The sequence below is a fragment of the Vibrio sp. HM8-C genome (assembly GCF_058630515.1).
This window is the reverse complement of the sequence record NZ_JBMMKS010000003.1, coordinates 240618-253943: the sequence shown is the minus strand read 5'-3', so window position 1 is coordinate 253943 and position 13326 is coordinate 240618. Positions and strand designations below refer to the sequence as shown.

Here is a 13326-nt window from a genome sequence, read left to right as displayed (position 1 = left end):
CCAGCAAGTACGCTTTGGTAAGTGTCAATTTCACATACAAAAACAATCATTTTTTCTAGAAAGCTCATAATGTACTCCTGTTATTTCAAACTGTGGACGTGCATACGACCTGCAATTAAACCCATGCTGTATCCATGATCTAATGTTCCTTTATTCATGGTTAGACGTTTAACGGCAAAATGTTCAGGTGGAGCGATAACTCGAATGTTCGCATCTCTAGGCGGGTTACGAATGAACTCCAGCGAACCATTGTATTTCTCAGCCCTTGCGGTAACTGATTTAGCAACTTCTGGATAGCGAGCAAATAGTTTTTTCATCATCCATTCACTTTTAACCTTTGGCATCTCATAACTTTCTGGATGAGAAAGAACAACAGTGATATCACGTGCACCACGACGATAAGCTTCTTTCACTGGAATAGAGTCAGACACGCCACCATCTGTATAGCACTGCCCATCGAAACAAGGAGTTTTCTTGTAGACAATAGGCAACGCAGAAGTGGCTTCTATCGCTGTTACAAAATTATCCGGAGTAATTTGATAGTAATCAGGCTTGCCCGTCTCGATGTTAGTGGCAGCTGCATAAAAAGGAATTGACGAGAACAGCGCTTCTTCGTTGATCGGGTAACGCTCATTTGCTTCATCAATTAGCCATCGAACATCAACTAAGTCACCGCCTCTTAGGAAACGGCCAGGGTTATAAAAACGACTGCTAGTAGCAAGTTGAGTTATCACTTGATAGCTGCGTAGAGGTTGATTAGACAAGTAACCTACAAGATTTGAAGCACCAGCAGATACTCCCATAACGAAATCGTATGGACGGTGGTTTAATTCCATAAATGAATCAAGAACGCCGCTAGCAAAAATGCCGCGCATTGCCCCACCTTCGACTACTAATGCCTTTTGTCCTGCCATTTTTAAACCCTTATTATCGTTTTAACCATTTAAAGATAATTCTTACTGGTTAACCTCGCAAATGGGTTTAACTTATCAATCAGATAGATATCGCCGATTAAGCTGCAACCTGTTGTACTGCTGCGATTGCAGCATTCGCCTTGTTGCTCTCTAAACGTGGACAATTTGCGCATAAAGGTCGCCCGTCACATTTGTATACAAGGCAACAACTGGTTCTGACCACTTTTAAGCGGTCGGTGGCTACATCCACTATTAAGCTACTGATGTGTTTATGAGGAAGATTAAAAGCATCCAACCAAAGTTTGGCTTGTTGCAAAATAGTGCCGTTGGAATAACTTGGTCTGAGTTCTTGTAAGCGGACTAAGCAACTCAATAGCTGATCAGCGAGTAGATGATTCGTAAACCCAGGGCGAATTCTTCCCCACTGGTTAATTGCCTCTCTATAGTTTTCAAATAGTTGAGAGAGTTGCTCTCCCGCTGTTTTTATCAGGGCCGATCGACTTGCATGCGTCCATTCGTGATCCATAAAACTAAAACCAGAAATAAAACAGTGTTGTTGTTTCTGCGAAATCGTCGCTACATCTGGCAAGGCTCTTTGTGTATAAATTGCAATGAATGAGACAAATACGGGTTGCCAACACAGCAAATCCCATGTGCGAGTTAACCAATAAGCTTGTCCCGCTTCTGGATGTCGATTTGCAATTTGTGTGTAAAGAGATTCGATCGACTTTGGGCTCTCACCATGGCTTAAACAGCTACTTTCATGTTCAACAAGGTTGCCATCTAAATAAGGAGTGATGTTTCGAGCATGAACGAATAGTTTTTCGAAATGTACTGTGGATAAACCCATTGAAAATAGCCGTACGGTCAAGATTTAATAATGATATAAATTATCATTACACAGTGCAAACTATTATCATTAACAAAACAAAGGGCCTATAAAATAGGCCCTCATTTACGATGTTTGGTTGTCTTTTGCTTTTCGCAGCTGAGTTAAATACTTTATCCAGCTCTTTGCTTCGTCAGAAGGTTCAATATTGTTTGCTTTCTTAGCTTCAATCAGTGCTGGTTCAAGTTGGTTGAGTTTGTATAACGCTTTAGTACGGGCTAAGGCAACTTGAGCTTGTTTACCCTTCTCTTTTACGTTATCCAATTCAGATAGTGCATCATCGTAACGAGCTTGCTGCATTAAGATCTGAGCGATGTTCCAGTGGTACTTACCGTCAAATTTCGCAGCTAATGCCCAAGTGTCGATGGCTTTGTCCCATTCTTTTGCTCGCTGCCAATAGAAAGCGCGTTCTGTAATCAAATCAACATTTGTTTGGGCATCTTTCAATTGCTCTAATACAAGACCAGCTCGCTCAGGGATGCCGTTATGGGCATAGAGCTGAGCCAATAAACGTAAATCTGCATCACTCAATTCGATTTTTTGCAATTGAGCTAAACCCAAACTACTCAATGCATCTTTTTTCTTGCCGGTTCTCAACTCCAGATTCACCAGTTGTAACCACCAGTTGCTACGCTCCGGTTCTAGATTGATTAACTTCTTGAGCGTTGGGATGGCCTCTTCCCAGCGTTCTAGTTGAAGCTGCGCACCTAACTTTACTGACAGCGGAGTAACAGCGTCAGGTTGTTTGTATTTGTCATACTCCGCAATTGCGCTTAGCGTTTTTTGCCATTGTTCAATTTGGTAGTGTACTTGGCTAATTCGCAACCATAGTTCGCTAGCATTTTGCGTCTGTGGGATATTTTTGCTCAGTTGATAGTAATGAGGCAGAGCTTGATTATATTGTTGATTCATTAACAATAAATCAGCCAACATACGTTCTGTTAACCAACCTTGGTCGTCCTTTAATTCACCGCTAGCTACCGCTTGTTCTAAAGCATTAATGGCCGGTTTAATTTGCTCATTCTGCCAGTAGAAAACGCCCAACATTCGAGAGAAGTACGCTTTGTCATAGCCACGAGAAACATCAGCGGTTTTAAGCGTTTCAATCGCTTGAGGCAATTTGTCTTCTTGCGCTAGCTGGTTAGCTTTCATTGCTTTATTTGCAGCATATTGGCTTAGTTCCGCAGCAACAGCCATACGGTTTGTTACACTCGAAGTGGATACCAGCAACAATAGACTGACGATTAGTCGTTTCATCATTTGGCTAACTTGAACTCCAATTTCACAGATTGTCCCGGTTGGGTCACCGCTTTACCATCCAGTAACTTAGGTTGGTATTTCCAGTTTCTCAACGCCCGTATTGCATCACGTTCAAACACTCTCTTCGGCTCTGCTTCTACCACTTGAATATCTGTGGGTTGCCCAGTTTCATCAATGGTGAAACTCATGACAACATAGCCTTCAATCCCCCTTTGTAAAGCACGTGCTGGGTATGTTGGCTCGACACGATGTAATGGCATTGCTTGTTGGTTAACACCAAAATCACCAAAGGTTGGAGCATTGATCGAAATACCGCTAATTGCGGTATCTAAACCTAATGATGGAACGCTAGAAAGCTGTTGCGTGTTGGCCACCGAAGTCTGTTTTTGCGAAACAGGAGATTGTGGAGGCGGTTCTGGCAATTCTGGCTGCTCAGGAACACTTCGTTGTCTGCGCTGCACCTGATTTTCCTGCTCTAACATCACCATGTTAAAACTAAGCGGTTGACTAGCTTTAGGTACACGTTGATTACCGTTATCAACCATCCAAGCCATAAAAGCGAACAGGCTTAAAGAGATAAGAGCAGCAATCGGCGTTGCGAACAGTAAACGCAGCATCAACGCTTCTCCGCAGCGAGCGCAATACTCTTCACACCAGCGCCTTTTGCAGCATCCATTACCTGAACAACCGTTCCGTTGTATGCGTGCTCGTCAGCTTGAATCACTAAAGAGGCTTCAGGCTGTTCCAATAGCAAATGCTCAAGTGTAGCTTGCACGCGCTCGACATCGACTTGGCGTTTATCAATGTAGATGTCATTTGCAGATGTAATTGCTACGAAGATTCCAGCATCTTTTTGACTGACAACGTTTGAAGCTGTAGGCCGATTAACTTCCACACCCGATTCACGTACAAAAGAGCTGGTCACGATGAAAAAAATCAACATGATAAATACGATATCCAGCATAGAAGTTAGATCTATTTGTGCCTCTTCTTGCTGAGATTGACGTCGACCGAGTCTCATCGCTGACTCCTTAAAGATTTTTCTAATTTCATTTCAAATAGACGACACGTTTTCACTAGGCGCGCATGAACAAACATGCCTGCCAAAGCCGCAACCATTCCAGCCATAGTGGGCAGTGTTGCCAATGAAATACCTGAAGCCATCAATTTCGGATCGCTGCTGCCTTGCGTTGCCATCACATCAAAAACCGAGATCATCCCAGTAACTGTGCCTAGCAAACCCAACATCGGGCAAATTGCAACCATCACTTTGATAACGTTGAGGTTCTGAGTTAAAGCAATATGAGCTTGCCCTATCCAACCTTGTTTGATGGCGTGAGCATGCCAAGAGTTGTGTTCCGTGCGTTGGTGCCAAAGATCTATCCAGTGTTTACGCTGCTTAGGAAAGGTAAACACCAGATAGATAATACGTTCAACGACCAACAGCCAACACACGGCTACAACCGCAGCAAGCCACCACAATACTGCCCCCCCCTGATCCATAAATTCGGTCAGTGGTAAAAACAGATTATTGAATGACGTAAACCAGTCAGCTTGCATGTTCAACCCTTACGCCGCATTGACCATTTTGGCAGAAACCGCTTCACTGCTTTCCCGTTCAGCTTGCTCTGCAACTAAACCGATGCCCTGCTTCTCTAAGATATTTCGAATGTTCTCTGCCTGTGAGCTCAAGATATTGTGAGCTAACAGTAGTGGCATCGCAGCAACTAAACCAAGTACGGTGGTTACTAGTGCCATAGAAATACCACCAGCCATCACTTTAGGATCACCATTACCAAACTGAGTAATGACTTGGAAAGTCTCAATCATACCCGTCACAGTTCCGAGTAATCCAAGCATCGGTGCTAGTGCTGCTAACAGTTTCAGCATTGACAGACCTTTCTCTAAGCCCGTTTGCTCGTCGACAACAGCTTCTAATAAACGCAGCTCTAATGCTTCTACAGTGCGATGCTTTTCTTTATCGTGTACAGATAACACACGACCAAGCGGGTTATTACCAGGTTGCTGTGGATTCTTAAGCTGGGCAGCTATCTTTTGTCGAGCGATAGCCAAAGAGACGCCACGATACAAAGCGATAATCAAACCAATTGCTAATAGCCCTAAAATGATTTTCCCGACTACACCGCCCGCGTCAAGACGCTGACCTAATGTTGGTGTAAGTGCTAGTTGCTCAAGCAAAATCCCATGAGAAGGATCTAATACAACCGAAGCAACGTTCCCGTTTTCCAGTGTATTCAATGAGTTTAAGGTTGGAGCATTTTCTGGTTGAACCTGATAAGCAACCGCATCTTTACGACCGTTGTTCCACTGTAAGTAACCTTGCTCTGAAACCAATCCAAATGCACCAATACGTGTAGCTGGAACGGTTTGCTTACGTCCTTCTCCATCAATTAGTGTGACGTTTGTTGTTGATACTTCACTGCTTGCTATGACTTGTTCTTGCATTGCTTGCCATAAACCAGTTAGCTGTTTCATTGATGGTAAAGACTTCGCAGCAACAATCTCTTCAATCACGTTTGCGTTAGTTTGGCGATCAACACCTGTAACTGATTGTGAAAGATCACCTTGGATCTCTTTAGCGTTTTGACGAACAACGCCAAAAATCTCACCCAGGCTTCCCGTTTCTAAGCGCAGTTTCTCTTCCAAGCGAGCAAGTGAATCCTCATTTTTAGAAAACTCAGCAGAAAGCTTGTCAGCTTGGCTTTGAAGACTATTACGCTGTGCCAAGAGTTGCGCTTTTTTGTCTTTGAGTTGCTGTTCAGTGAGCTTAAATTCCGCTTCACGCTTTGCATCGTGACTGCGTTGTGCCGTGTTTTCCGTTTTTGCTTGGCTGACAATATCGTTCGCTGCAACAACAGGAGCGTTAACGCCAATAACTAAAGCTGCACATATTAACGGAGCAAATTTGTTCTTCATGTTAATTTGCCTCCGCATTAACAAGCGATACAGGGAGAGTAACAAGCGTAGGTGCAATCTGTTTAGCTGCTAAGCTATACGCAGAATCAAGGTTAGTTTTATAACTGCTATCTAAACCTTGCCATTGTTTCTGTGCTTGATTCCAAGTCCAGTATTGGGTGGCATTTGGATTGCGAGCGATTAACGCTACACGCCCCAAATATAAGATATCCGCATCAACAGAATCGTTATCACTCAACGTAATTTGACCTTGGTATGAACCCAGCTTACGTCCGTAGTCCATCTCAATTTGATAGGCTTCGAGAATTCTTCTGAATTTCTCTGCATCGCTGACATCGGCTCTCGGCATAAGAGACTTAAGCTGCTCAAGACGTTCGGTACGCGCTTGTAAACGAATTGGCTTGTCTTGCTCAAGTGTGGTTTGCAGACCATCAATCATCTGATACATAAGAGGAACAATGCCCTGACGAGTATCTTTGATCTCTTCAATTTGTTTATCCAAGCTCACCATTTCTTGTTGCTGGTTATCAACCAATGCCTGTAAGTGGTTTCGATAAACTTCTAAGTTCTTTACTTGCTCGCTTAACTGTTCGATTTCAGCTTGAAGCTCTATTGCAACATTCGAACTCTTGTCGATTTTTTGCTGACTGGCAGCGGAAGCCGCGTTGGTTTTATTTTGAATCGCTTTCGCATCGTCAAGCGTATTGGCATGAATGGGTAAAGCCATTGCTGCGGAAATAAGGATAAAACTGGGTTTTAAAAGATTCATCATGGTAATCAAATAGCGCGTAGTTGTGCAGGAATGTTATTGATAAAAACTCTCATTATCAACTAGATTTTCATATATTAGCGATTTTTCTAACTAGCAACAATGATGTGACGCATTTTAGCGAATGAAAAACCTATTGAAGAAGCAACCGTAACTTTAAGCTTCGGATACATAAAAGTTTGGATAAAAGAAAGGTGGCATCTGCCACCTTTTCTATTTGGTTTCTTTAGTCACGGTGTATTTAGCAACTGTCTATTTTAATAACTTAAACCGGTCAACTTAGCGACATTGACCATCTGGTTACGAAGATTGGTTGTGATCTCGTCGAGACGCTGTTTCTCTTCGTCAGTAAATGGGTGAATAAGTATCTTCTCTACCCCATTCTTACCAATAACAGCAGGCAGACTAAGAACAACATCCTTATAGCCGTATTCACCTCGCAATAAAGTACCCACTGGAAGCACTGAATGTTCGTTGATCATGATCGCTTGGATAATACGGAAGACGCTCGCAGCGATACCATGAACTGTGTTGTTCTTGCGTTTAAAGATTTCGAAACCTGCTTGCTTAACCGATTCCAGAAGCTCATCTGCATCAATTCGCGGGATATTATTGGAATCACAGTAATAATCTGCTGGCTGACCAGCAATACTGATCAAGCTCTTAGGTGTGAAACATTCACTACCGTGTTCACCCAATACATAGCCAAATACGTTTTTCGGGTCTAAGTTAACGCGTTGCGCGACAATCGCCATCAGGCGAGCTGTATCAATCACACAACCAGAGGAAATAACACGCTGTGGGCTGTAGCCCGTATTCGCAACGATGCTATGAGTGACAATGTCACATGGGTTGGTGACTACAATCAAAATCGCTTTAGGCGCTACACGCTCGATTTTCTTTGCGATATCAACGCCAATCTTTGCGTTGATTTCCGCTATATCCATACGTGTTTGCCCTTGCTGAATTTGGGCACCCGCAGTGATCACGACAATATCAGCACCAATCAATTCCATGTAATCATCGGTTGGCGTAATACGCGTGTTCTTCGAGAAAGTCAGCGCCGCTGTATGTCTAAAATCGTATGCTTCCCCTTCCGCACGTTTCACATCGCGGTCAAGAATAGTCAGCTCACTCACACTACCTAGAGTTAATAAGTAGTTACAGATACCTACTCCAACTGCGCCAGCACCAATAACACCAATTTTCATATTCGTTCCTTGAACAACTTAACAAGATCAAAATTAGGATTGTAGATTTTACTAGTATTAGCAACATTCATTCCAATTATATTTTGCAAATTAGGTTCTTTATGGCGTTATTTACTGCAATATCGCTCCTTTATAGTTCATTAAACATTCACAGTAAACCAAATTGGTGCAATAAAACTATCATTGTTTAATGTGATTTAAGTCACTTGATCCATAAATCTTTAACCTCAGTGACATTTTTCGTCCACCTATGTGAAACATTTCTTCGCCACCATAGCATCAAACGAAACACAAACAGTATCGTTCGAAACTTAACAAGGAATAAAGTCAATGAATAAGCTATGGGTAGCAGGGTTGCTTACAGCAACTGTTTCAGGAACTTCTTTTGCAGCAACTGAAATTACGTGGTGGCACGCAATGGGCGGACAACTGGGCGAGACGGTAAACAAAATCGCTACAGACTTTAACGCTTCACAAACTGAATACAAAATCACGCCTGTATTTAAAGGTTCATACACAGAAACTCTGACTGCAGGTATCGCTTCATACCGTGCTGGCAAATCACCAAACATTCTTCAAGTGTTTGATGCCGGCGCTGCGACAATCATGAATGCACCGGGCGTAGCAAAACCAGTTCAGGACATTATGGTTGATGCAGGTTACCCGTTCTCTGCGCAAGACTATCTTGCCGGTGTGCGTAACTTTTACGCAGATAACAACGGTAAGATGGTTGGTATGCCATTTAACAGCTCTACCCCAGTGCTTTACTACAACAAAGATATCCTAGCGAAAGTCGGTGCAGAAGCTCCGCAAACTTACGAACAACTTGAAGCGCTTGCTGAAAAACTAAAAGCAAAAGGCTATGTAGCATTCTCAGAATCACATACCCCTTGGATCATGTTCGAAAACTTTAAGTCTCGCCATAACCTACCGCTATCTGATAAAGAAAATGGCTACCAAGCGCTCTCTTCAAAAATCATGTTTAACACTAAAGACATGGTGATGCATTTCAACAAACTGAAAGAATGGTCAGATAAAGGTTATTTCAAATATTACGGCAGTGACTGGGACGCAAACCAAACACCGTTCGAACGTCAAGAAGTGGCTATGTGGATGGGTTCATCTGGTTCTTTCGGTGGTCTACGTAACCGCGTGAAATTTGAATTGGGTACGACGTATCTACCTTATTGGGAAAAACTCAATAACAAAGGCGTTCATACTTTCATTGGTGGCGCAGCGTTGTTCGCGTTAAGTGGTCACAGTAAAGATGAAGATAAAGGTGTCGCTAACTTCTTTGCTTACCTAACCAAACCTGAAGTCCAAATGTACTGGCACAAGACTACTGGCTATGTGCCGGTGACTAACGCAGCTTACGAACTTACCAAGCAATCTGGCTACTATAACGAACAACCTGATGCTGAAGTTGGTGTTAAACAACTTAGCTTGGCTTCTGGAGAATGGAACAAAGGCTACCGCTTAGGTTTCTATCCACAAATCCGTGAAGTTATGCACCGTGAGTTTGACAACATTTTCGCGGGTCGTTCAACGGTTCAGGCAAGTCTGGACAAAGTAGAAGACGAAAGCGATAAGCTTCTGGATCGTTTTGCTCGTACAGTGAAATAACTCTTCCCATGCCCACTGGATATTAGGTTCAGTGGGCATTTTTTTTACACCTATTGGACAAAGCTTGTGGAACGTCGACAACAATTCTTTCACTCTCCCATGCCCTACTTTTTGCTTGCTCCGCAAATCGCCATTATTGCCATTTTCTTCGTCTATCCAGCCGCAAAAGCCGTTTACCTCTCTTTCATGCTTGAAGACCCATGGGGTATGTCTTCAACGTTTGTCTGGTTTGAAAACTACCAGATTCTTTTTCAGTCTACGGAATATTTAGAATCTCTTGGATTCACACTTATTTTTTCTATTCTTGTCTCATTTCTTTCGTTAGCCATTGCGCTTTTACTGGCGGTAAAAGCCGATAATGTGATTCACGGTCAGAGCGCATACAAAGTCACGCTCACTTGGGTCTATGCAGTGGCTCCGGCTATTGCTGGGATAATTGGTGGCTTCCTATTTAACCCGCACATCGGTGTACTTACAGATTTCTTAGAACACATTGGTTGGAAATTCAGTGTTCAAACTGATCCGCTTGACGCCACTATTGCTTTGATTCTGGTATCAGTCTGGAAACAGGTAGCGGTCAATTTTGTCTATTTTCTCGCGGGTCTCCAATCCATTTCTTATGCCGTGAAAGAAGCGGCGACATTGGATTGTGTCAGTGACAGCAAACGTTTCTGGACGATTACTTTCCCGCTTCTTGCACCAACCGGATTCTTCTTATTGGTCATTAACCTGACTTACGCATTTTTCGACACCTTTGGTGTGATCGACACGCTCACAGACGGTGGCCCCGGTGGTTCTACAACGTCACTGGTTTACAAAGTCTACCGTGATGGATTTGTCGGCGCAGATTTAGGCGGCAGCTCAGCTCAATCAGTTGTTTTATTACTGCTGGTGCTGGCGTTGACCTTCATACAGTTCAAATTTGTCGAAAAACGTGTGCATTACTGAGGAGATATCATGAAAAGCAATTCTCTTTCCGATCATTTGATATTGATCCTTGGCGCTCTTTTTATGTTGGTGCCGCTATGGTTGATATTCGCCAGTTCAACCCATGAGCCAAATGTATTAGTCAGCCAAGGTTTACAGTGGGACATTGGCAACAACTTTTCGGCTGTTTACAACGAAGCATGGAACAAAAGCTTAGGTTTTACAGGCGATGTAACCGCGCAAACCATGATCTTTAACTCCGTCATCATGGGGCTAGGTTTTGCTATTGGGAAAATCATCATTTCAATGATGGCGGCCTACGCGTTAGTTTATTTCCGCTTACCGTATGCCAGCGCTTGGTTCTGGCTGATCTTTGTCACTTTGCTGCTTCCATTGGAAGTTCGAATTATCCCTTCCTATGAAGTCGTTTCAAGTTTGGGGATGCTCAATAGCTATTCCGGCTTAATTCTTCCTTTGATTGCATCGGCGACAGCGACCTTCTTTTTTCGTCAGTTTTTCAAAACGATACCAGACGAGTTGCTCGAAGCTGCGCAGCTGGATAATGCAGGCCCTATTCGCTTCTTTATTGACATCTTATTTCCGCTATCCAAAACCATGATCACAGCGATATTCATCATTATGTTTGTTGTGGGTTGGAACCAGTATTTATGGCCAATCATGATGACTACTGATGAGCAGTACAACACCATCGTAATGGGTATCAAACAGATATTGAATAACATCAATGAAACCAATAGCCCACGCTACGACTATGCCTTCGCCATGGTCATTCTCGCGATGTTGCCACCCGTTTTGGTCGTGGTGATATTTCAACGTTGGTTCGTCAAAGGATTAATAGAAAGTGAAAAATAGTCATTCAATGCATCTCGTACACAGCTCTGCGAGCATTAAGCAGGACAACGTAATGTTATATATCAAACAACTTGTTAAAACATACGAAAACGGTCATCAAGCAGTAAAAGGTGTAGATTTGTCTATCGATAAAGGCGAATTTCTTGTACTTGTTGGCCCTTCTGGCTGTGGCAAATCTTCTATCCTGCGTTCAATCGCTGGATTAGAAACTATCACCAGCGGCGAAATACATTTAGCAGGTCGCCGCGTAGATACAGAAAAGCCAGCCAAACGCGACATCGCTATGGTGTTTCAAAACTATGCTCTCTATCCGCATATGAGTGTTTACAACAACTTAGCCTATGGACTGAAAAACCGTGGTGTTGATAAAAACACCATCGAACAGAAAATTGAGAAAGTGGCTAAAACACTCAAAATCGAAGAGTACTTAGAGCGTAAACCAGCCAAACTATCTGGCGGACAACGTCAGCGCGTAGCTATGGGACGAGCGATCGTTCGCGATCCTCAGTTATTTCTATTTGATGAGCCATTATCGAACCTCGATGCTGCGTTGCGTGCGCACATGCGATTGGAAATTAAAAAGCTACAAAGAGAGCTTGGTGTAACTAGTGTTTACGTTACTCATGACCAAGTAGAAGCGATGACCTTGGCAGACCGAATTGTGGTGTTGAAGTTAGGTGAAATTGAACAAGTGGGAACGCCTGCAGAGGTATACCACAAACCAGCAAGTACTTTTGTGGCAAGTTTTATAGGTAGCCCTGCCATGAACTTTATGCCAGCGACATTACAGAACGGTCAACTGCACGTTGCGGGTAAGCAATTCTTCTTGCCAGAGTATGATGGCTTAAGCATCGAGAACATTACTCTCGGTGTACGTCCTGAGCACGCTGAGATCACTAGCGCGAACTCAAGTCATGATTCCATTTCGTTGGAGCTATCAATACATGTTGTAGAACCATTAGGACCTAACCAATTGGTTCATGGTAGCTTAACTGGCGTCCATAACGATGACAGCTTTATCGCTGTCACACCGGAAATGCATCTTGAACACAATCAGCCGCTAAGCATCTCAGTGTCACGCAGTAACCTTCATCTTTTCGATGTACAGGGAAAGCGTTTGTGCCCTATTTCATTGGCTAAACGAGCGATTGCATAAGGACTGATGTGAGTTTATCTACCAGACAAAAACAGATACTCGAGTACCTGCAACACGCTCATGGCGTGTTGTCCAGTGATCTGCTATCACACCGCTTCGAGGTGTCGGTTCAAACGATTCGTAAGGATATGAATGATCTCAGTGATAAAGGTATGGTACGCCGAGTTCATGGTGGGATTACCTTACCAAGCCCTAATGACAACTTGTCATTTACTAATCGAGAACTGATTAATCTCTCTGCAAAACAGAAGATCGCACAACGTGTGGTCACCGAACTTGAAGAAGGAACCAGCATCTTTCTTGGTATCGGTACCACACCGAAATACGTCGCTCAGGCGTTACTTGATCATCCGGGTCTGACGGTGGTGACAAACAATATTAACGCGGCATTAATACTAAGCCGCAACCCCAATATCGCTATCTACCTCGCTGGTGGCGCAGTGCGTCCTTCAGATGAAGATACCGTAGGAGAAACTACAACCCGTTTTTACCGACAGTTCAACATTAAAGTCGGTATCTTTGGTGTCGGTGGTTTCAATTCCAAAGGTCAACTGCTTGATTTCACGCCAGAAGAGTCTAACTTAACCCGAGCCATTATCGAGCAGAGCCAGCAATGCTGGTTAGTTGCAGACAAAACCAAATTTGGGCGTTATGCTCCCGTGGTCAGTGGTGAGTTGTCGGAAATGCATAAATTATTCGCCGATGAAGCCACCCATGAATTTACGACGTTGTGCTACACACACCAAGTAGAATTGGTGGTTGCATAA

Annotated in this window: 14 protein-coding genes; 5 read left to right on the top strand and 9 right to left on the bottom strand. The window is 43.3% G+C overall.

From position 1 onward, the window contains the following. Positions 1–80: 80 nt before the first annotated feature. The 9 genes from ACOSVQ_RS06010 to ACOSVQ_RS05970 form a co-directional block, all read right to left on the bottom strand. Positions 81–914, bottom strand: a complete 834-nt coding sequence (locus ACOSVQ_RS06010; RefSeq protein WP_491981628.1) for a patatin-like phospholipase family protein — start codon at positions 912–914, stop codon at positions 81–83. A 97-nt stretch (positions 915–1011) separates the two neighbouring features. Then, entirely contained in the window at positions 1012–1764 is a 753-nt protein-coding gene (locus ACOSVQ_RS06005; protein ID WP_491981627.1) for a siderophore ferric iron reductase, read from the bottom strand. Positions 1765–1869: 105 nt separating this feature from the next. Next, on the bottom strand, positions 1870–3060 hold the full coding sequence (locus ACOSVQ_RS06000; RefSeq protein WP_491981680.1) for a tetratricopeptide repeat protein: 1191 nt from the start codon (positions 3058–3060) through the stop codon (positions 1870–1872). Continuing rightward, positions 3060–3680 (bottom strand): energy transducer TonB, encoded by a 621-nt coding sequence (locus ACOSVQ_RS05995; protein ID WP_491981626.1) that lies wholly within the window; start codon positions 3678–3680, stop codon positions 3060–3062. The genes ACOSVQ_RS06000 and ACOSVQ_RS05995 overlap by 1 nt, the downstream gene beginning before the upstream one ends. Then, positions 3680–4084, bottom strand: coding sequence for an ExbD/TolR family protein (locus ACOSVQ_RS05990; RefSeq protein WP_165311415.1), 405 nt, complete (start codon positions 4082–4084; stop codon positions 3680–3682). Before ACOSVQ_RS05990 ends, ACOSVQ_RS05995 begins: the two co-directional genes overlap by 1 nt. After that, positions 4081–4623, bottom strand: a complete 543-nt coding sequence (locus ACOSVQ_RS05985; protein ID WP_491981625.1) for a MotA/TolQ/ExbB proton channel family protein — start codon at positions 4621–4623, stop codon at positions 4081–4083. The genes ACOSVQ_RS05990 and ACOSVQ_RS05985 overlap by 4 nt, the downstream gene beginning before the upstream one ends. A gap of 9 nt (positions 4624–4632) precedes the next feature. After that, a complete protein-coding gene (locus ACOSVQ_RS05980; protein WP_491981679.1) occupies positions 4633–6006 on the bottom strand; it encodes a MotA/TolQ/ExbB proton channel family protein in 1374 nt (457 codons plus the stop codon). Beyond that, complete coding sequence (locus ACOSVQ_RS05975; RefSeq protein ID WP_491981678.1) at positions 6002–6769, bottom strand: DUF3450 domain-containing protein; 768 nt, start codon at positions 6767–6769, stop codon at positions 6002–6004. The genes ACOSVQ_RS05980 and ACOSVQ_RS05975 overlap by 5 nt, the downstream gene beginning before the upstream one ends. A 257-nt stretch (positions 6770–7026) precedes the next feature. Further along, the gene (locus ACOSVQ_RS05970; RefSeq protein WP_165311418.1) at positions 7027–7980 is read right to left on the bottom strand and encodes a lactate/malate family dehydrogenase; all 954 of its coding nucleotides are present in this window, start codon (positions 7978–7980) and stop codon (positions 7027–7029) included. Positions 7981–8310: 330 nt separating this feature from the next. On the opposite strand from ACOSVQ_RS05970, the gene ACOSVQ_RS05965 reads away from it, so the two are divergent. The 5 genes from ACOSVQ_RS05965 (at position 8311) to ACOSVQ_RS05945 (ending at position 13326) form a co-directional block, all read left to right on the top strand. Further along, positions 8311–9603, top strand: coding sequence for an extracellular solute-binding protein (locus ACOSVQ_RS05965; protein ID WP_491981624.1), 1293 nt, complete (start codon positions 8311–8313; stop codon positions 9601–9603). 66 nt (positions 9604–9669) lie between these two features. Then, positions 9670–10551, top strand: a complete 882-nt coding sequence (locus ACOSVQ_RS05960; protein ID WP_491981623.1) for an ABC transporter permease subunit — start codon at positions 9670–9672, stop codon at positions 10549–10551. 9 nt (positions 10552–10560) lie between these two features. Further along, a complete protein-coding gene (gene ugpE, locus ACOSVQ_RS05955; protein WP_491981622.1) occupies positions 10561–11403 on the top strand; it encodes a sn-glycerol-3-phosphate ABC transporter permease UgpE in 843 nt (280 codons plus the stop codon). Beyond that, complete coding sequence (gene ugpC, locus ACOSVQ_RS05950; RefSeq protein WP_491981621.1) at positions 11393–12559, top strand: sn-glycerol-3-phosphate ABC transporter ATP-binding protein UgpC; 1167 nt, start codon at positions 11393–11395, stop codon at positions 12557–12559. The genes ugpE and ugpC overlap by 11 nt, the downstream gene beginning before the upstream one ends. A gap of 8 nt (positions 12560–12567) precedes the next feature. Next, a complete protein-coding gene (locus ACOSVQ_RS05945) occupies positions 12568–13326 on the top strand; it encodes a DeoR/GlpR family DNA-binding transcription regulator (protein WP_165311422.1) in 759 nt (252 codons plus the stop codon).